This is a genomic window from Streptomyces sp. NPDC017993 (assembly GCF_044328065.1).
Lineage (GTDB): Bacteria > Actinomycetota > Actinomycetes > Streptomycetales > Streptomycetaceae > Streptomyces.
The window spans coordinates 328,312-347,594 of the sequence record NZ_JBIRGO010000002.1 but is presented as its reverse complement, the minus strand read 5'-3'; the positions used below and the strand labels follow the sequence as shown (position 1 = coordinate 347,594).

The window sequence follows — 19,283 nt, the reverse complement described above, 5'->3', positions numbered from 1 at the left end:
TTGGAATTCTCACTGCTGGGCCCGATCGCCGTCGCGACCGGCTCCGAGGAGCTGGCGCTCGGGCCCGCCAAACGGCGCAGTGTGCTGGCGCTGCTGCTGTTGCAGCCCAACACCACCGTCCCACTGGAGCAGTTGATCGACTCCCTGTGGGAGGACGAGCCGCCCGAGCATTCCAGGACGGTCGTCCAGGGGCATGTCTCGCGGCTGCGCGCCACGCTCGCCGAGGGCGGCGCGGACGCCTACGGCATCGAGCTGACCACCCACGGCTCGGCCTACCTGCTGCGGCTGCCCGAGGAGCTGATCGACGCCCACCGGTTCGGTGAACTGGTCGCACTGGCACGGCCCGAGGCGGCGCCGGCCGACGCCGTACCGCTGCTGCGCGAGGCGCTCGGGCTGTGGCGCGGCCCCGCGCTGACCGGGACGGTCACCAGTCCCCCCTTCGCGGCCGCCGCCCACGCGCTGGAGGAGCGCAGGCTGACGGCCGTCGAAGCGCTGGCACGGGCCCACGGCGCGCTCGGCGAACACGAGCAGGCCGCCGCCATTCTCTACTCCGCCGCGGTCAGCCACCCGCTGCGCGAAGGTCTGATCGCCGCGCTGATGCGGGCGCTGTACCGCACCGGGCGGCAGTCCGACGCGCTGGAGTGGTTCCACCGCACCCGCCGGCTGCTCAACGAGGAACTGGGCGTCGACCCCGGCGAGCGACTGAGCGGCGCGTACGAGGAGATTCTGCGGGCGGAGGCGGCGGACGGGCACAGGGCCGCCGCCGGTTCCGGCGCGCGCGGCCACGGGCGCGCCGGGGCGGACCCGGATGCCACCGCGGGCCGGGTGCCCGCACAGGGAGGCACCGGTCCGGCCGGGAAGCACGGCGCAAAAGCCACGACGGGCGAGGGCGGCGCACGGGAGACGTCCGGGCGAGCCGCGGCGCCACGGCTGCTGCCCAGGCCGCCCGCCCGCTTCCTGGGCCGGGACGACCAACTCGCCGCGCTCACCGACGCCCTGACGGACCGCACGACGGGCGAGAGCCCGCTCGCGGTGGTCGCGGGACCGGCCGGTGTCGGCAAGACCGCCTGCGCCGTGCAGTGGGGGCATCTGCGCGCCGCGGACTTCCCCGACGGGCAGCTCTTCGCCGATCTGCGGGGGTTCGGCGAGGGCGACGAGGCGCCGCCCGCCGAGATCCTGCGGGACTTCCTGCTCGCGCTGGGCACGCCGCCGGAGCGGGTGCCGGGCTCCGCGCAGGCCGCCTCGGCCCTCTTCAGGTCCCTGGTCGCCGACCGCAGGCTGCTGGTCGTACTCGACAACGCCCGTAGTTCGGCACAGGTCAGGCCGCTGCTGCCCGGCGGCCCGCACTGCGCCACCGTCGTCACCAGCCGCAGCCGGCTGGACGGCCTGGTCGCCACCGACTGCGCCAGGCCGGTCGGCCTTCAGGTCCTCGGCCACGAGGAAGGCGCGGCGCTGCTCGGCGCCATGCTCGGCCCGGAGCGGGTCGCCGAGGACCCCGCCGCCGCCCGGGAACTGGTCGCGCTCTGCGACGGCCTGCCGCTCGCCCTGCGGGCCGCCGCAGCCCAGCTGACCGCGCGGCCCCGCTGGCGGCTGGCCCGGCTGGCCGCGGCGCTGCGCGACGAACGGCGCCGGCTGTCCCTGCTGTCGGCGGAGGACACCGGTATCGCGGCGGCGCTGCGGATGTCCGTCGCCCGTCTGTCGGCGGACGACGCACGGCTGCTCAGCGCACTGGCGACGAGCGCCGACGGGCATCTGAACGCGTCCGTCGCGGCAGCCCTGGCCGGCTACGACCCCGAGCGCACCCAGGACGGCCTGGACCGGCTCGCCGAAATGCACCTGGTCGACGAAGAAGCCACCGACGTCTACACGATCAGCACGCTCACCCAGCTGTTCGCGCGTGACGAGCGTGGCGAGGCGGAGCCGGGCAGCGGCGACGACCGGAGCGGCTGACCTGCGACAGGGCGTGGGCGAGGAGGCGTTAGGCGGGCGTTAGCGGCACGGCAGCCGCACGGCAGCGGCGAGCGGCAATCTTGTGGACGGACCGCAGGACAGGCCGGTCACAGGACGGGCCGGTCGCACGGCGGGCAGGGTCCCGAACGGGCCGCAGGACGCATCCGCAGGACGCCACCAACGACCGGGGAGACCGGACATGCCGCGCACCGACGCCACGCACACGACCACCACGGACGGCACCGACCACACCGCCCGTGACCGGCGCACCGCCAGGAGCCGCACGCTGCGGATCGCCGCGGCCGCACTGACCGCCGTCGCGGCCCTCACCCTCACCGCCTGCGGCAGCCAGGGCGAGGGCCTCGACACGAGCACCGCCAAACCGTTCGACCCGGCGCCGCAGGAGGCGGCGGACACGTCCGCCAAGGACGCGGGCTCACCCGCCGAGGCGGGCGGCAAGGGCGGGCGGCGGACCGGGGCCGACGGCGCGAAGGGGACCTCCGCCGGCGGCAAGGACACCGCCGCCACCGGCACGACCGGCGGCAGCAAGAGCACCACGCGGCACGCGGCCTGCGACGCTGCCAAGATCCGCATCGTGGCGAAGCCGGTGAACCGGCCGGTCAACCATCTGCTGCTGGAGGCCACCAACACCTCCGGCGCGACCTGTGACCTCTACGCCGCCCCGTACCTGCGCTTCGACGACGCGCAGTCCCCGCTCGCCGAGCTCCCCGACAGCAAGCCGCAGGCCGTGGTCACCCTGACCCCGGGCGCCACCGGCTACGCGGCCGTCATGACCTCCTCGGCCGACGGCGCCGGCACCAACGGGCACAAGAGGACCTCACTGACCGTCAGCCTCCCCGGCCGCGACGGCAAGGGCAGCGTCGGCGGCTCGGCGCGGGTGGCGCTGCCCGGCGCCTCGGCGTACATCGACGACAGCGCGTGGGTGACGTACTGGCAGACGGACATGTCCGACGCCCTCACCTGGTGATCCGCCGGCCCGGCCCGGCACCCGCACGGCGGGGGAACGCACCGGCCCTGGCGCATCGGAGAGCACTCGCTATCGTGGCCATGCCATGCCGGACACGCTTCGCTGATCGCAGTGACTCACTGGGGGAACCTCCATGACCGCACGCCGCTCCCGCCGCCGCTCCGCCGCGTATGCCGCGCTGGCCCTCGGGCTGGCCGGCTCCCTCGCTCTGACGGGCTGCAACAGCCACTCGAAGAAGTCGAAGAAGAGCTCTTCCTCGTCGACGTCCAAGAGCAAGAAGCGCAAGATCATCGGTAGCGGCGGCGGCGCCGCCGCGGGCGCGGGTGCGGCGTCGCGGCGGGCTTTCACCTGCACCCCCGGCACCTACAGCGTGGAGTTCCAGGAGCAGGCCACGCCTTCCCACGTCGTGGTGCGCTTCCGCAACAATTCCAGCCGCCCGTGCAAGCTCTACAACGCGCCGGTGCTGCGTTTCGGCAGCTCCAAGACCCCGCTGCCGTTCCTGGAGGGCAACCCGTCGGCGCTCGGCCACAAGGTCACCGTCCCCTCCCACGGTGAGGCCTACGCGAGCATCCCGACGGCCACCGCCGCCACCAAGGGCACCGCGCAGACCGTGGTGAACGTCGAGTTCATGGGCATCAGCCTGGACTCACACCGCCGCGGGCCGGTCCGCATCGACTTCCCGAAGAACGACCCGGTCTCCGTGGGCAAGTCCAAGGTCACCAACTGGTACAGCAGCATCAGCCGGGCCGAGATCGCGTCCGACTCGGACTGACCGGCCGGCCGCAGGGTCCGGCCGGTCCACCGTCCTACTCGGCGTCCAGCCCCGCGAGGACGAGCCCCAGCCGGGCCACCCCGCCGTCGGCGACCTGGACCGGCACGCCCCAGTCCTGTTGGTGCACATGGCAGGCCGGGTACTCGATCTCCGGATCGTCGTCACAGGACGCGGCCATCGCCGAGACGTGCAGCACGCCCTCGGTCACACCGTCCGCGAGCACCAGGTCGCGCGCGAGGTCGCTGCCTGCGCCCGAACCCTCGGCGAGCAGCTCCGGCGGCGTGGCGCTGACCAGCAGCCGCGTCGAGGGACCGTAGCGGGTGTCGAGCTTCTGGCCCGCCGGGGCCTGGAAGACCACATCGAGCCGCAGCGCGCCGGGGGCCACCTCGGTGGCCGCGCGCTGAGTGCGGTGCGCCACCGACTCGACGCGTACGGCCTCCTCGGGCAGACGCAGCCGGGTCAGGCGGTGCCGGGCCGACTCCACCACCACGATGTCGCCGTCCACGAGGACCGCGGCCGAGGGCTCGCGCAGATCCGTCGCCAGCGTCGTCACCTCCTCGCTCGCGGGGTCGAAACGGCGCAGCGCGTGGTTGTAGGTGTCGGCGACGGCGACCGACCCGTCGGGCAGCGCGGTCACGCCCAGCGGGTGCTGCAGCAGCGCCTGGCCCGCGGCGCCGTCCCGGTGGCCGAAGTCGAACAGGCCGGTGCCGACGGCCGTCCGGACGACGAAGCCGTCGCCGCTCTCCGCCCGCTCCACCCACCGCAGCGCACTGGTCTCCGAGTCGGCGACCCAGAGCCGGTCGCCGGCCGCGGCGAGCCCGGACGGCTGCGCGAACCATGCCTCGGCGGCCGGGCCGTCCACCAGCCCCTCATTGGTCGTGCCGGCCGCGACCTCCACGGTTTCGGTGGCCGGGTCGTACGTCCACAGCTGGTGCACACCGGCCATCGCGATCCACAGCCGGTCCTGCCACCAGGCGAGGTCCCAGGGCGAGGAGAGGTCCACCTCGCGGGCCGGACCCGAGGTCGGCGAGCCCTGCCACCACTGCTTGCCGGTGCCGGCCACGGTCTTCAAGGTGCCGCTCTCGGGGTCGAAGACCCGCAGGGCGTGGTTGACGGTGTCGGCGACGGCGACACGGCCGTCGGGAAGCAGGGCCAGTCCCTGCGGCTCGTTGAAGGCGTCGGGGCCCAGTCCCCGCTCGCCGCCGCCGATCCGGCGCAGCACCCGCTCGCCGTCCGGTGCCAGCTCCACGAGCTGGTGGCGGGTGGTGTCCGAGACGAGGAAGGTGCCGGCCGGCAGCCGCACCGCCTTGCCGGGGAAGCGCAGGTCCGTGGCGACCGGCTCCGGAGGGACGTACGGGCCGTCGCCGCGCCGCAGCGTGCCCTTCGCGCCGTGCTCGGCCTCCAGCTCCTCGACGAGCCTCTCGATGGCGTGGGCGTGGCCCTCACCCGCGTGCTGGGCGACGACGTAGCCCTCGGGGTCGATGACCACGAGCGTCGGCCAGGCCCGCACCGCGTACTGCTTCCAGGTGGCCAGCTCGGGGTCGTCCAGCACGGGGTGCTCGACGCCGTAGCGCTCGACGGCGTCGACGACGGCCTGGTGCTCGGCTTCGTGCACGAACTTCGGCGAGTGCACACCGACGATCACGACGGTGTCGCGGTGCCGCTCCTCCAGCTCCCGCAGCTCGTCGAGAACATGCAGACAGTTCACACAGCAAAAGGTCCAGAAATCGAGGATGACAATGCGTCCTCGCAGGTCGGAGAGGGTCAGATCCTTGTTGCCGGTGTTCAGCCAGCCACCCTTGCCGATCAGCTCGGGGGCCCGGACGCGCGCACGTGAAGCCATGTGCACATTCAACGTCACCCCGCCGCGTGCGCATTCCGCAGGGGCCCCGGGGAACACCTCACCCATGAAATTCCTCGTACGCGACCGGATCTTCGGCATCGGTGACGACTACTGGATCGAGGACGACCACGGGCGGCGTGCCTTCCTCGTGGACGGCAAGGCGCTGCGGCTGCGGGAGACCTTCGAGCTGAAGGACCTCGAGGGGCGGGTGCTGATCACGATCCGCAAGAAGGTGCTCAGCCTTCGGGACGCGATGACCATCGAGCGGGACGACAGGCCGCTCGCCACCGTCAAGCGCAAGCGGCTGTCACTGCTGCGCAACCACTACCGCGTGGAGCTGGTGGACGGCACCGAGCTGGACGTCAGCGGCAAGATCCTGGACCGGGAGTTCGCGATCGAGTACGACGGCGAGCTGCTCGCCGAGATCTCGCGGCGCTGGCTGACGGTGCGCGACACCTACGCGGTCAACATCGTCCATGAGGACGCCGAGCCGCCGCTGCTGATCGCGGTCGCGGTGTGTGTGATCCGGCTGGCGGAGCGGGAGCACGGAGAGGACTGACATCCGGCCGGCGGGCGAGGGGACGGCCGCCCCACCAAGGCGGGCCCGACGCATTCTCGTGGCCGAGGGCGCGGTCACGGCCGGTCGAGCCAGGGGCGCAGCCGGCCGACGCCGCGACTACGGCCGGTCGAGGCCGAGGACGCGGTCGCGCAGCACCGGGAAGTCCGCCCGGGTCTTGGCCACCTTGGCCGGGTCGAGGTCCACGGTCAGCACCTCTTCGTCCGGGCCGGCCTCCGCGAGCACCTCGCCCCACGGGTCCACGACGACGCTGTAGCCGGCCTGCTCGACACCGGCGTGCGTGCCCGCGGTGCCGCACGCCAGCACATAGGACTGGTTCTCCACGGCGCGGGCACGCGCCAGCAGCGACCAGTGCGCACGGCGCCGGGCCGGCCAGCCGGCCGGGACCACCAGCAGCTGCGCGCCGTCCGACACCAGCTGCCGGAACAGCTCGGGGAACCGGAGGTCGTAGCAGGTGCCCAGGCCCAGCGTGGTCTCCGGCAGGCCGACCGTCACGGTCCGGTCGCCGGCGCCCAGCAGGGTGGCCTCCCCCTGGTCGAAGCCGAAGCGGTGGATCTTGCGGTAGGTCGCGGCGAGCCGGCCGTCGGGGGAGAACACCAGCGAGGTGTTGTACAGCGTGCCGTCCGCGTCCCGCTCGATGACGGATCCGGCGTGCAGCCAGACCCCGGCGTCCCGCGCGGCCGACGCCATCGCGTCATGTGTCGGGCCGTCGAGCGGTTCGGCCTCCGCGGCGAACAGATCGGACGCGAAGGCACCGACCGGCCACAGTTCGGGGAGCACCACGAGGTCCGCCGCGCTCTGCTCGCGTACGAGCGAAGCCACCCGCGTCCGCCGGGAATTGACCGATTCCGCCGGGTCCACCCTGATCTGGATCAACGAGGCGCGCACAGTACCACCGCCTAAGCTTTCGAGCCGGTCCGCCGTCAAACATCAGCCTACGATGGTCACCCGAAAGCACTGCCGGGGTGCCCGTGCGCAGCGTAACTTAACTGCACAGACAGCAGCCCGCGTACGAACCGTCCGAGGGGTCCCGTGACCGTCCATCCCAGCCTGCAAACCGCCATCGATGCCTGGACACACTCCATAGAAGCGATAGCCGAGCTGGTGACACCGCTCGTCGAAGGCGAATGGAGCTGGGCGACAGACCTCCCCGGGTGGTCCGTCCGCGATGTCGTCTCGCACGTCATCGGCGTGGAGTGCGAGATGCTCGGCGACCCCCGGCCGATCCACACCCTGCCGCGCGATCTCTACCACGTGCGCAGCGAGTTCGCCCGCCGCATGGAGGTGCAGGTCGACGTCCGGCGGCACCACACCGCGCCGGAGATGCTCAGCGAGCTGGAGTACACCGTCATCCGCCGCTCCCGGCAGCTGCGCAACGAGTCCCGCGAACCGGACGCCTTGACGCGCAGCCCGCTCGGCGAGGAGCGCACGCTGGAGTTCGTGCTCCAGCAGCGGGCGTTCGATGTCTGGGTGCATGAGCAGGACCTGCGGCGGGTGCTCGACAAGCCCGGCAACCTCGACTCGCCCGGCGCGCATATGACGCGCGATCTCCTGATGAAGGCGCTGCCCGTCATCGTCGCCAAGCGGGCCCAGGCGCCCGCGGACTCGGCGGTGGTCTTCGACGTCAGCGGCCCGGTGGAGTTCATGCGGACGGTCCGGGTCGACGCCGAGGGCAAGGGCACGGTCGACGGCAGCGTCTCGCTCGGCCCGACCGTGACGCTCGCGCTGGACTGGGAGACCTTTGTCCGGCTGGCCTGCGGCCGGACCCGCCCGGCGGCCGTCGCCGAGCAGATCAAGATCGACGGCGACCCTCAGCTGGCCGCGGCGATCCTGGACAACTTCGCGGTCACGCCGTAGCGGAGAGCCTCAGGGCGGGCGGTCCCGCACGGCCGACATGAGCATGCGAGAGCGCGCGCCCCGAGGCTCAGGGCAGGGTGGATCCGGTTTCACGTGAAACGCCGGCAACGGCCTGCCGCTGAGCCTGGCCGCCCTCAGAGGCGCCCCCCGAGGACCGCGGACAGCCGCACCGGGCGCCCCGGTGGATCCCGTCAGCCGGGGGCCCACCGACCGGGCCAGGAGCGGTCACACAGGAACGTGCACAGCCTCGACCCGGCTGACCACCAGACGCTCCCGCTCGCGCCGTGCCGCCCGCCGTCGCAGCCGCAGAATCTGCGAGACGCCGACCGCTTCCAGGACGAAAATGGACAGGAAGGCGATCCGGTAGTTGTCGCCGGTCGCGTCGAGGAGCACACCCACGGCCAACAGGGTCGTCATCGAGGCGGTGAATCCGCCCATGTTGACGATGCCGGAGGCGGTGCCCTGCCGCTCCGGCGTGTTCGCGGGCCGGGCGAAGTCGAAGCCGATCATCGAGGCGGGGCCGCAGGCGCCCAGCACCACGCACAGTGTGACCAGCAGTCCCATGGGCGCGTGCGCAGTCGGCCAGGCCAGCGTGATCACCCACATCAGCGCGGTGGTGCCGACGGTGCCGAGGGCCAGCGGCAGGCGGGCGGCGTGGTGGCGGGCGATGATCTGGCCGAAGATCAGGCCGACGGCCATGTTGGACAGCACCACGAGGGTGAGCAGTTCCCCGGCGGTGCCGCGGGACAGGCCCTGCGCCTCGACCAGGAACGGCAGCCCCCACAGCAACAGGAAGACCATTGCCGGGAACTGGGTGGTGAAGTGCACCCACATCCCGAGACGGGTACCGGGCTCCCGCCATGCCTCCGTGATCTGCCGCCGGACGAACGCGGCGCCGGTGTGCTCGGAGGACGCCGGGGGCGGTTCGAAGCCCTTGGGGTGGTCCTTGAGGAAGAGCAGCAGCAACACCAGGACCACGAGACCGCCCACCGCGCTGGCGGCGAAGGTCGGGGTCCAGCCGAAGCTGTGGAGGAACCGGGCGAGCACCAGCGTGGAGATCAGGTTCCCCGCCATGCCGACGAGCGCGGCGATCTGCGCGATCATCGGCCCGCGCCGCGCCGGGAACCACCGGGAGCCCAGCCGCAGCACGCTGATGAAGGTCATGGCGTCACCGCAGCCGAGCAACGCCCGCGAGCCGAGCGCCATGGCGTACGACTCGGAGAGCGCGAAGCCGAACTGACCGAGCGTGTAGAGCACGACCCCGAGGGTCAGCACCTTCTTGGGCCCGAGCCGGTCGACCATCAGGCCGACGGGTATCTGCATCCCCGCGTACACGAGCAGTTGCAGGATCGAGAAGGTGGACAGCGCCGAGGCGTTGATGTGGAAGCGCTCGGCCGCGTCCAGCCCCGCCACGCCGAGGCTCGTACGGTAGGTGATCGCGACGAAGTAGACGGCGACGCCGATGCCCCAGACGGCCATGGCCGTACGGCCGCCGGGCGGGTCCGAGGGCAGCAGGCGCGCCGAGGCGCCGCCTGCCGGTGTGCCGCCGCTCATCGCACGTCCCCCTGCGCCAGGTTGCGGACCCAGCTGACGTGCCGGTGTACGGCGTCGGTCGCGGCGTCCGGGTCACCGGCCCGCAGCGCGTCGAGGATCTCCGCGTGCTCGGCGAGGTTCTTGGCGATCCGGTCGGGGTGCGCGTGCATCACGGCGACCCCCATCCGCAGCTGCCGGTCCCGTAGCTGCTCGTAGAGCCGGTCCAGGATCTGGTTGCCGGCGTTGCGCACGATGGCCGCGTGGAAGGCGCGGTCGGTGACGGACACGGCGGCCAGATCGCCGGACTCGACCTGCTGCCGCATCGTCTCCAGCAGCTCGGTCAGCTCGCTGATCAGCGCCTCGCCCGCGGGCACCGCCTTGGCCGCCGCGTGCTTCTCCACCAGCAGCCGGGTCTCGACGACATCGGCGATCTCCTGCGCGGAGACCGGCAGCACCAGTGCGCCCTTCTTCGGGTAGAGCTTGATCAGCCCCTCGACCTCCAGCCGCAGCAGGGCCTCGCGCACCGGCGTGCGCGAGACGCCCACGGCCTCGGCCAGCTCACCCTCGGTGAGCAGCATGCCGCCCTCGTAGCGCCGCTCCAGGACGGCGTCCTTGATGTGCGCGTAGACCCGCTCGGCGGCGGGTGGCGCTTTGGTGGCCTGCTTGGCGGGCCGGTCGGCGGTGGCGGATTCCCTGGCGGCGGTGCGGGTCGGGGCTGAGGACATGCGCACAGGATAGATACAACAGGTATGCGTACGGCGGAGCATTCCGCGATACGGACAGTCGGGGCCGCGGACCGGCGCGGAGCCGGGTACCCGGCTCCGCATCGGCCCGCCCAAGCACCCGGCTACTGTGCCTCGACGGTGCCCGCTCGTCCCTGCCCGATGCCGCCGCCGTGTCCCTCCGCCGCCAGGAAGAACCCACCGATCGGCGCCCGCCCCGAGGGTCGCCTCTGCCGCAAGGGGGAGGACGGGTCAGACTCAAGTCTGATGCGAGTCCGTACCTGACGCGTACGGAACGGCCCGGATCCCGTGGCTGAATGGAGACAGGAAGCCGGAAAGGCTTCGTCACCCAAGGGGAGTTGAGCATGCAGCCCAGGACGACCGCAGGCCGCCGCACCCGGAACACCGTGGTGGTGGCTCTGATCGTCGCGGCGCTGTGGGCGGGCGCCGCCGTCGCGCGCGGCGCCGCGCCCACCGAACGGACCGGCCCGACCGGCCCGGTGGCGCACTTCAGCCGCGCGGTGGAACTCATCCGGGGCTGAGCGGCCCCACGACGGTGGTTGCGCGCACCGCACACCGCGCGCCGGACCGCCACGCGCCGGTCACGCGCCGGTTCCGCGCTCGAACGCGCCGGTGGCCCGCCTGCACACGGCAAGCGGGCCACCATTACGCGGGCGGCTCATCCCGGGGGCCTCATCAGCCCCAGGTGATCAGCCGCTTGGGGTGTTCCAGCACCGCCGCGATGTCGGCGAGGAGCTTGGATCCCAGTTCGCCGTCGATCAGACGGTGGTCGAAGGACAGAGCCAGAGTGGTCACCTGACGTGCCTTCACCTTGCCCTTGTGCACCCAGGGCTGGAGCTTGACCGCGCCGAAGGCGAGGATCGCCGACTCCCCCGGGTTGAGGATCGGCGTGCCGGTGTCGACGCCGAAGACACCGACGTTGGTGATCGTCACCGTGCCGCCGGCCATCGCCGCCGGAGAGGTCTTGCCCTCGCGAGCCGTCGCCACCAGCTCGCCCAGTTCCTCGGCGAGCTGGGGGAGCGTCTTGACGCCCGCGTCCTTGATGTTCGGGACGATCAGCCCGCGCGGGGTGGCCGCCGCGATCCCGAGGTTGACGTAGTCCTTGTGGACGATCTCCTGGTTGGCCTCGTCCCAGGAGGCGTTGACCTCCGGGTGCCGCTTGATGGCGACGAGGAACGCCTTGGCGACGAGCAGCAGCGGGTTGACCCGCAGCCCGGCCATGTCCGGGTCCTGCTTGAGTTCCTGGACGAGCTTCATCGTGCGGGTCACATCGACGGTGATGAACTCCGTGACGTGCGGCGCGGTGAAGGCACTGGCCACCATGGCCTGCGCGGTGGCCTTACGGACACCCTTGACCGGCACCCGGCGCTCGCGGGCGGCCACGTCGACAGTGCCGACAATGGCGGCGGTGTCCGGTGCGGGCGCCTCGGCGGCGGACGGCGTGGCCGCCGAAGGAGCCGGCGCCGGGGCGGCGGCCGCGTGCACGTCCTCGCGGGTGATGATCCCCTCGGGCCCGGTCGGGATCACGGCGGTCAGATCGATGCCGAGGTCCTTGGCGAGCTTGCGCACCGGCGGCTTGGCCAACGGCCGGCCGGCGGGCACGGCGGGCGCCTGGGGCGCTGCCGGGGCCGGGGCGGGTGCCACCGGGGCGGGTGCCGCCCGCCCGTTCAGCTCCGCCTGAAGCCCGGCGGTCACGGGCTCCGACTGCGCCGGCACCCCCGCCTGCGGCTTGCGGGCCCGGCGCTTGGTCGAGGACGGCGCGGCGCCGTAGCCGACGAGTACCGCCTGCCTGCCCTGCGGCTCCGCCTCGTCCGCGGCGGCCTCGGCGACCGGCGGGGCGGCCGCCTGCTGGGCCTGCGCCGGTGCCTCGGCGGGCCCGGCACCCGGGTCGGTGTCCACCGAGATGATGACGGTGCCGACGTCGACGGTGACGCCCTCGCCGAAGTTCAGCTCGTGCACCACCCCGTCGAAGGGGATGGGCAGCTCGACGGCGGCCTTGGCGGTCTCGACCTCGCAGACGACCTGGCCGTCGGTGACGGTGTCGCCCGGCTGGACGTACCACTTGAGGATCTCCGCCTCGGTGAGCCCCTCGCCCACGTCGGGCATCTTGAACTCACGGAAGCGCTGATCAGTTGCGGTCATGGTCACGACTCTCCTCAAGCCCTTCAGTACGCCAACGCGCGGTCAACGGCGTCGAGCACCCGGTCCAGTCCCGGAAGGTACTCGTCCTCCAACCGGGACGGCGGATACGGAGCGTGGAACCCGCCGACCCGCAGGACCGGGGCTTCCAGGTGGTAGAAGCATCGCTCCGTGATCCGGGCGGCGATCTCCGCGCCCGTCCCGAGGAAGACCGGGGCTTCGTGGACCATGACCAGCCGGCCGGTCTTCTCGACCGACGCCTGGACGGTGTCGAAGTCGATCGGGGAGAGCGAGCGCAGGTCCACGACCTCGACCGACTTGCCCTCCTCCGCCGCGACCTTGGCGACATCGAGACAGACCTTCACCATCGGACCGTAGGCGGCCAGGGTGAGGTCCGACCCGGCCTGCGCGACACGTGCCGCGTGCAGCGGGTCGGGGATCGCCTCGGTGTCCAGCCGCGACTTGTCGTGGTAGCGGCGCTTGGGCTCGAAGTAGATGACCGGGTCGTCGCCGGCGATGGCCTGCTGGAGCATCCAGTAGGCGTCCGAGGAGTTCGAGGGGGAGACGCACTTGAGGCCCGCGACATGCGCGAACAGCGCCTCGGGGGACTCCGAGTGGTGCTCGACGGCGCCGATACCGCCCGCGTAGGGGATGCGGATGACGACGGGCACCTTGACCTTGCCCAGCGCCCGCGCGTGCATCTTCGCGAGCTGGGTGACGATCTGGTCGTAGGCGGGGAAGACGAAGCCGTCGAACTGGATCTCCACGACGGGGCGGTAGCCGCGCAGGGCCATGCCGATCGCGGTGCCGACGATGCCGGACTCGGCGAGCGGGGTGTCGATCACCCGGTCCTCGCCGAAGTCCTTCTGCAGCCCGTCCGTGACGCGGAAGACGCCGCCGAGCTTGCCGACGTCCTCGCCCATGACGAGGACCTTGCTGTCGGCCGCCATGGAGGTCCGCAGCGATTCGTTGATCGCCTTGGCGATGGTGATCTTCTCGAAGACTGCCATGGTCAGTTCCCCTCCGCGGCGGCATCGGCGTCGGCGAAGGACGCCTGGTACGCGGCGAACTGCGCGCGCTCCTCATCGACGAGCGCGTGCCCGTCGGCATAGACGTTCTCGAAGATCGCCATGGTGTCCGGGTCGGGCATCGCCCGTACGACGTCGCGGACCCGCTTGCCCAGGGCCTCGCTCTCCTCGTCGATCGAGGCGAGGTAGGCGTCGTCGACCAGGCCCTCCGCCTCCAGATACGTCCGCAGCCGCAGGATCGGGTCCTTGGCCTCCCAGGCGAGCGTCTCCTCGTCGGCCCGGTACTTCGTCGGGTCGTCGGAGGTGGTGTGCGCGCCCATGCGGTACGTGAACGCCTCGACCAGCGTCGGGCCCTGGCCGGTGCGGGCGCGCTCCAGCGCCGCCTTGGTCACCGCCAGACAGGCCAGCACGTCGTTGCCGTCGACCCGAACGCCCGGGAAGCCGTAGCCACGGGCGCGCTGGTAGAGCGGGACGCGGGTCTGCCGCTCGGTGGGCTCGGAGATCGCCCACTGGTTGTTCTGGCAGAAGAAGACGACCGGGGCGTTGTAGACCGCGGAGAAGGTGAAGGACTCGGCGACATCGCCCTGGCTGGAGGCGCCGTCACCGAAGTACGCGATGACCGCGGAGTCCGCGCCGTCCTTCTGCACGCCCATGGCGTAGCCGGTCGCGTGCAGGGTCTGCGAGCCGATGACGATGGTGTAGAGGTGGAAGTTGTTGCTGTTGGGGTCCCAGCCACCGTGGTTGACCCCGCGGAACATGCCCAGCAGGTTCGTCGGGTCGACGCCACGGCACCAGGCCACGCCGTGCTCGCGGTAGGTCGGGAAGACGTAGTCGTCATCGTGCAGCGCGCGGCCGGAGCCGATCTGAGCTGCTTCCTGGCCCAGCAGCGAGGCCCACAGGCCCAGCTCGCCCTGGCGCTGGAGAGTCGTCGCCTCGGCGTCGAATTTCCTCGTCAGCACCATGTCGCGGTAGAGGCCGCGCAGTTCTTCGGGGGAAAGGTCGATCGCGTAATCGGGGTGCTCGACCCGCTTACCCTCCGGGGTCAGCAGTTGTACGAGCTGATCCTGCTCCGCCTGGTCACGCCGGTCCGCAGGGCCGGTTTCCGCGCCCTTGGCGGTCGCGGCCTTCTTGGCCGGCGACGCCTTTTTGGCGGTGGTGCGCTTGCTGCCGGCGCGGGTGGTTTTCCGCTGGGCAGTGCCTTCCACGGTCACGTGCTGCTCCTCCGTCTGTCCGGCCCCCGGGGTCCGCCGGTGGCCGTATTGCGGCTCACCCGGTATCCGATACGGCGCACGGGGTGTGTGCGAACGCGGCCGGATCCGGGTGGAACAAAGCGTCCCGGGCAGTGGCCTGCTCATTGCACGTTACCCATTGTCAAAGCCTAAGTGGAAACGGCGCTGACCTGCGATTTTGCTTGGATTTCCAAGTAAATCGCGAGGGCTGGGAACAACTCCTGGTCACAGCGTTGCAGGCCGCCGGGACAACGGCACGTTATATCGGTGACCTGGAGCACGGGAAGGGTTGGTGTGTGAGACTGAGGCCGTGCGCGAAGACGGAAAAATCACGGTATTCCTACTCGATGACCACGAAGTCGTCCGGCGCGGCCTCCACGAAATGCTGTCCGCGGAAGCGGACATCGAGGTGGTCGGAGAGGCAGGCACCGCCGCAGATGCCCTGGTCAGGATCCCTGCGACCCGTCCGGACGTCGCCGTGCTCGACGTCCGCCTCCCGGACGGCAGCGGCGTGGAGGTCTGCCGGGAGATCCGTTCACAGGACGAAGAGATCAAATGCCTGATGCTCACTTCGTACGCGGATGACGAGGCCCTCTTCGATGCGATCATGGCCGGTGCGTCCGGGTATGTCCTCAAGGCCATTCGGGGTAACGAGCTGCTCTCCGCGATCCGCGACGTCGCCGCCGGGAAGTCTCTGCTGGACCCGGTGGCGACCGCCCGGGTGCTGGAAAGGCTGCGCGACGGCGACGGCCCCAAGGGCGACGACCCCCTCGCGAACCTCACCGACCAGGAGCGCAGGATCCTCGATCTGATCGGCGAGGGACTGACCAACCGGGCCATCGGCGAACGACTCCATCTCGCCGAGAAAACAATCAAGAATTACGTCTCCGCCCTGCTCGCCAAGCTCGGTATGGAACGCCGTTCGCAGGCCGCCGCGTATGTCGCGCGAATGCAGGCGGAAAGGCGCTGACCAGGCACCGAAGAGGTGCCGGCCGCGCTCCTGATGATTTTTTTCGGCGACGCGAATGCACGGCGCCACGGGTATTCGGGACCAAGGTCCCGACTTCTCGGGGCTGCTGTCCCTACTGCCGGTCCGGCCGCCCGTGCAGTCTGAGGAGATGCCCACCGACGACAAGTACGCCATCGAACTGCTCGGCCGGACCGCCTACGGGCGGGTCTCGGCGAGCCGGCGGGCGCTGCCCTTCACCGCCGTCACCCGGCATCTCGTCCTCGACGGGCGGCTGACCCTGCGGCTGCACCGCGGCCACGACTACCACCAGGCGCTGGACGGCAGCGTGGTCGCCTACCAGGCCGACAACGCCCACAGCGACGCGTGCGACACCTGGTCCGTACAGGTCACCGGCACCGCCCGCGTGCACGATCCCGGCACGGGCGAGCGCGCCCTCTTCGGGCACCCCCCGCTGCTGGCGGACGGCGAGCCCTACGATCCGGTGTTCCTGCGCCTCGCGCCGCAGTTCGTGACGGTGCACCGCCTCTCGGACGGGCCCTCCTCCCGATATGCGCACTCTGCGTAACGCCTTCCGGTAAGCCCGCTTCGCGGCATGTACGTGATCTAACATCTGGCGCGTGCTGCGCTCATCTGTAGCCCGGACGGCGGCCACGCCCGACGGGCACACCCTCGGATCCCTGCTGCGCCGCTACCCCGGCGCCCAAGAGCCGCTGTCGTGCGAACCCGTCGCCGAGGGCCTGCTCAACCACGGCTACTTCCTCGCCACCACCCACGGGCGCTACTTCCTCAAGCACCACCTCGACGGCGACCTCGGCGCTCTCACCCGCCAGCACCGGGCCACCCGCAGGCTCGCCGCCCTCGGCCTGCCGGTCGCGCCGCCGGTCGCCGACGAGGACGGCCGAACCGTCACCGTGCTGGACGGCCGCTGCTACGCCTTGCATCCCTGGATCGAAGGCGGGCATCTCGGCGGCGCCGCGCTCACCGGCGACCGGTCCCGCAGGCTCGGCGCGCTGCTCGGCCTGGTGCACACCGCCCTGGAACAGGTGATGGCGGACGCCCCGCACCCGCCCCGCCCGCCGTACGCGGAGGCCGCGGCCGACCCCGCGCGAACCTTCGAGATGATCGACGAACTGCTGGCACTGGCCCGTCTCGCCCGCCCGCGCACCAGCTTCGACGAGCTGGCGGAGCACCGGCTGCTTGAGCGCAGAGCGCTGCTGGAGCGACAGGCCCACCGGCGCCCCGCGCCCGGTGCGGAGCCCGCTGCGGGCTGGGTGCACGGCGACTTCCACCCGCTGAACGTGCTCTACCGCGGCGGGGAGCCGGCCGCCATCGTCGACTGGGACAGGCTCGGCGTCCAGCCGCGCGCCGAGGAGGCGGTACGCGCCGCCGCGATCTTCTTCGTCCGCCCCTGCGGCACTCTCGACCTGGCCAAGGTCGCGGCGTACGCGGGCGCCTACCGCAGCGCCTGCGGGGCAGGGCCGAACGAACTCGCCGCCGCCGTGCACCGGGTCTGGTGGGAGCGGCTGAACGACTTCTGGATGCTCACCTGGCGATACCGCCTGGGCGACCGTCGCACCGATCCGCAGTTCCCGGCCGCGGCCGCGCTGGCGGTGTGGTGGACCCGCGAATACGCACGGGTCCAGGACGCCTTCACCGGCTGAACCGGCGTCGGCCGAGCCGGCGGCCGTCGAACGGAAAACGGGCCGGGCTCCGATGATCCGGAGCCCGGCCCGCCATGTCGTTCCTGCCGTCAGCCGCTGGTACCGAGCGGGCCGCCGTCGGCCCCGGTGGTCGTACCGCTGTCCGTCCCGCTGGTGGTGCCGGCGTCGGTGCCGCTGGAGGTGCCGCCGTCCGTCGTCCCGCCGTCCGAGGTCCCGCCGTCGGTGGTGCCACCGGCGGTGTCGTCGGTGGGCGGCACGGAGGTCGGCGGCGCGGACGTCGGCGGCTCCGAGGTGGGCGGCGAGGACGTCGAGGGGGTGGTGGGCGGCGTGCTCGGCGGCTCGGTGAACGTGCCGGAGTCGCCACCCGTACCGCCCGGCTGGGTCTGCGGCGTGGACGGTTCCTCCGTGGGCGGCTCGGAGGTCTTGTCCTCCTTCGACTGGCTCGGCGAAGGCGACTTGGTGGTGTCCGGGTCGGTGTTGCCGCTGTTGGCGTTCTGGAGCGCGAAGGCGACACCGACGGCGATCGCGATCACCGCGAGCGCCGCGATCAGCCAGATCTTTCCGCGGCCGCCCTTGCCGGGCCGCTGCCCGCCCTCGAATCCACCGTCGTCCGCCCGCATACCGGGCGGCAGGATCGGGCTCGCCGCCGTGGATCCCGAATCGGGGTGCGGCAGCGCGGTGGTGGCGGCGGTGCCCATGGCCGGCGTGCTGCCGCCCTCGTGCATCGAGACCGGGCCGGTGTTCCAGGTGCCGGTGTGCCCGCCCTGCTCGTGCAGCATCTGCAGGGAGTACTGCACCAGCCCGCGCATCTCCTCCGCGGACTGGAAGCGGTCATCGGGGTCCTTGGCCAGCGACCGCATGACCAGGCCGTCCAGCTCCGGCGGCACCGCCTCGGCGACCTCGGACGGCGGCACCGGCATGTCCTGAACATGCTGGTAGACGACCGAAAGCGGGGTCTCGCCGGTGAACGGCGGCCGCAGTGCGAGCAGCTCGTACAGCAGACAGCCGGTGGCGTAGAGGTCGGAGCGGGTGTCGACGGTCTTGCCGAGCGCCTGCTCCGGCGAGAGGTACTGGGGGGTGCCCATGACCATGCCGGTCTGCGTCATCGTGGACGCCGCGCCGTGCAGGGCGCGGGCGATGCCGAAGTCCATGACCTTGACGGCGCCGCTGTGCGTGATGATGACGTTCGCGGGCTTGATGTCACGGTGCACGATGCCGTGCTGGTGGCTGTAGGCCAGCGCCTCCAGCACACCGGAGACGATGATCAGCGCCTGGTCCGGCGGCGGGGCGTCGGCGTTGAGCAGCAGATCGCGGATGGTGCGGCCCTCGACCAGCTCCATGACGATGTACGGCACGGTGTTGCCGCCGACGTAGTCCTCGCCGGAGTCGTAGACCGCGACGACCGCGTGGTGGTTCAGGCCGGCGACGGACTGTGCCTCCCGCGTGAAGCGGGCCTTGGACACCGGGTCCTCGGCGAGGTCGGCGCGCAGCAGCTTCACGGCGACGGTACGGCCAAGGCGCACGTCCTCGGCGGCGAACACCTCCGCCATGCCGCCCCGGCCGAGCCGGTGCGTGAGCCGGTAGCGGCCGTCGCCGACCAGTCCGCCGTTGCCCCACATCTCCGGTGCGTCGGGGATATTGGAGCCGGTGGCGTCAGGATCGGACGGGCCCTGGGGGCTCTGCGTCGGTGCCATCGGTCCTCGCCGTCGATTCGGTCCGCGTGAGAGCGGTAAGGTCTCGGTCTTCGCTAGAGCACGCTACAGGCTCCGCGGCACCCGCCGGTCCGAAGTGGACCGGCCATCAAACCTTCCGGGCACTCGGTGTCGCAAGTTCCCCAGGGGTATGAAGAGCCCCAAAACGTCTCACCACCGTGACGGGATCTTGCACATCTGGTCACGGAACGGGCACACAGCTTGACGTGTCCGGGGCCTGGGGCAGACTTGGCTGCGGAATTCCAGAATTTGATCGCGATACGTGCGGGTAGTGCGCCTAG

General features: G+C 71.7%; 17 protein-coding genes. 9 read left to right on the top strand and 8 right to left on the bottom strand.

Annotation, left to right across the window (positions count from 1 at the left end; translation table 11 throughout):
- From ACH4FH_RS04595 to ACH4FH_RS04585, 3 genes are all read left to right on the top strand, one after another.
- A complete protein-coding gene (locus ACH4FH_RS04595; protein ID WP_398554250.1) occupies window positions 1–1,950 on the top strand; it encodes a BTAD domain-containing putative transcriptional regulator in 1,950 nt (649 codons plus the stop codon).
- 199 nt (window positions 1,951–2,149) lie between these two features.
- On the top strand, window positions 2,150–2,938 hold the full coding sequence (locus tag ACH4FH_RS04590) for a DUF4232 domain-containing protein (RefSeq protein ID WP_398554249.1): 789 nt from the start codon (window positions 2,150–2,152) through the stop codon (window positions 2,936–2,938).
- A gap of 133 nt (window positions 2,939–3,071) precedes the next feature.
- On the top strand, window positions 3,072–3,710 hold the full coding sequence (locus tag ACH4FH_RS04585; protein WP_398554248.1) for a DUF4232 domain-containing protein: 639 nt from the start codon (window positions 3,072–3,074) through the stop codon (window positions 3,708–3,710).
- Window positions 3,711–3,744: 34 nt separating this feature from the next.
- Here ACH4FH_RS04585 and ACH4FH_RS04580 read toward each other — a convergent pair whose 3' ends face one another.
- Window positions 3,745–5,553 (bottom strand): NHL domain-containing thioredoxin family protein, encoded by a 1,809-nt coding sequence (locus ACH4FH_RS04580; RefSeq protein ID WP_398554247.1) that lies wholly within the window; start codon window positions 5,551–5,553, stop codon window positions 3,745–3,747.
- A gap of 64 nt (window positions 5,554–5,617) precedes the next feature.
- On the opposite strand from ACH4FH_RS04580, the gene ACH4FH_RS04575 reads away from it, so the two are divergent.
- The gene (locus tag ACH4FH_RS04575) at window positions 5,618–6,112 is read left to right on the top strand and encodes an LURP-one-related/scramblase family protein (RefSeq protein WP_398554246.1); all 495 of its coding nucleotides are present in this window, start codon (window positions 5,618–5,620) and stop codon (window positions 6,110–6,112) included.
- 117 nt (window positions 6,113–6,229) lie between these two features.
- On the opposite strand, the gene ACH4FH_RS04570 is transcribed toward ACH4FH_RS04575, so the two are convergent.
- Window positions 6,230–7,018: a carbon-nitrogen family hydrolase gene (locus ACH4FH_RS04570; RefSeq protein WP_398554245.1), complete on the bottom strand. Its 789-nt coding sequence runs from the start codon at window positions 7,016–7,018 to the stop codon at window positions 6,230–6,232.
- Between the two features lie 144 nt (window positions 7,019–7,162).
- Between ACH4FH_RS04570 and ACH4FH_RS04565 the strand changes: the two genes are divergently transcribed.
- On the top strand, window positions 7,163–7,987 hold the full coding sequence (locus ACH4FH_RS04565) for a maleylpyruvate isomerase family mycothiol-dependent enzyme (protein ID WP_398554244.1): 825 nt from the start codon (window positions 7,163–7,165) through the stop codon (window positions 7,985–7,987).
- A gap of 225 nt (window positions 7,988–8,212) precedes the next feature.
- Here the strand turns inward: ACH4FH_RS04565 and ACH4FH_RS04560 are convergent, their stop codons facing one another.
- Together ACH4FH_RS04560 and ACH4FH_RS04555 are read right to left on the bottom strand one after the other, a co-directional pair.
- A complete protein-coding gene (locus ACH4FH_RS04560; RefSeq protein WP_398554243.1) occupies window positions 8,213–9,541 on the bottom strand; it encodes a nitrate/nitrite transporter in 1,329 nt (442 codons plus the stop codon).
- Window positions 9,538–10,245: a GntR family transcriptional regulator gene (locus ACH4FH_RS04555; protein ID WP_398554242.1), complete on the bottom strand. Its 708-nt coding sequence runs from the start codon at window positions 10,243–10,245 to the stop codon at window positions 9,538–9,540. Before ACH4FH_RS04555 ends, ACH4FH_RS04560 begins: the two co-directional genes overlap by 4 nt.
- A 362-nt stretch (window positions 10,246–10,607) precedes the next feature.
- On the opposite strand from ACH4FH_RS04555, the gene ACH4FH_RS04550 reads away from it, so the two are divergent.
- Window positions 10,608–10,784: a hypothetical protein gene (locus ACH4FH_RS04550; RefSeq protein WP_398554241.1), complete on the top strand. Its 177-nt coding sequence runs from the start codon at window positions 10,608–10,610 to the stop codon at window positions 10,782–10,784.
- A gap of 154 nt (window positions 10,785–10,938) precedes the next feature.
- On the opposite strand, the gene ACH4FH_RS04545 is transcribed toward ACH4FH_RS04550, so the two are convergent.
- Genes ACH4FH_RS04545 through pdhA form a run of 3 tightly spaced genes read right to left on the bottom strand, consistent with a single transcriptional unit; the run spans window position 10,939 to window position 14,641 of the window.
- The gene (locus ACH4FH_RS04545) at window positions 10,939–12,405 is read right to left on the bottom strand and encodes a dihydrolipoamide acetyltransferase family protein (protein WP_398554240.1); all 1,467 of its coding nucleotides are present in this window, start codon (window positions 12,403–12,405) and stop codon (window positions 10,939–10,941) included.
- A gap of 23 nt (window positions 12,406–12,428) precedes the next feature.
- Window positions 12,429–13,412: an alpha-ketoacid dehydrogenase subunit beta gene (locus tag ACH4FH_RS04540; protein ID WP_398554239.1), complete on the bottom strand. Its 984-nt coding sequence runs from the start codon at window positions 13,410–13,412 to the stop codon at window positions 12,429–12,431.
- A 2-nt stretch (window positions 13,413–13,414) separates the two neighbouring features.
- Window positions 13,415–14,641, bottom strand: a complete 1,227-nt coding sequence (gene pdhA, locus ACH4FH_RS04535) for a pyruvate dehydrogenase (acetyl-transferring) E1 component subunit alpha (protein WP_398554238.1) — start codon at window positions 14,639–14,641, stop codon at window positions 13,415–13,417.
- Between the two features lie 328 nt (window positions 14,642–14,969).
- Between pdhA and ACH4FH_RS04530 the strand changes: the two genes are divergently transcribed.
- From ACH4FH_RS04530 to ACH4FH_RS04520, 3 genes are all read left to right on the top strand, one after another.
- Window positions 14,970–15,629 (top strand): response regulator, encoded by a 660-nt coding sequence (locus ACH4FH_RS04530; protein WP_398554237.1) that lies wholly within the window; start codon window positions 14,970–14,972, stop codon window positions 15,627–15,629.
- A gap of 148 nt (window positions 15,630–15,777) precedes the next feature.
- Window positions 15,778–16,194, top strand: a complete 417-nt coding sequence (locus tag ACH4FH_RS04525; protein WP_398554236.1) for a pyridoxamine 5'-phosphate oxidase family protein — start codon at window positions 15,778–15,780, stop codon at window positions 16,192–16,194.
- A 52-nt stretch (window positions 16,195–16,246) separates the two neighbouring features.
- Window positions 16,247–17,290 (top strand): phosphotransferase, encoded by a 1,044-nt coding sequence (locus ACH4FH_RS04520; protein WP_398554235.1) that lies wholly within the window; start codon window positions 16,247–16,249, stop codon window positions 17,288–17,290.
- Window positions 17,291–17,379: 89 nt separating this feature from the next.
- On the opposite strand, the gene ACH4FH_RS04515 is transcribed toward ACH4FH_RS04520, so the two are convergent.
- A complete protein-coding gene (locus tag ACH4FH_RS04515) occupies window positions 17,380–18,984 on the bottom strand; it encodes a protein kinase (protein WP_398554234.1) in 1,605 nt (534 codons plus the stop codon).
- Window positions 18,985–19,283 lie beyond the last annotated feature (299 nt).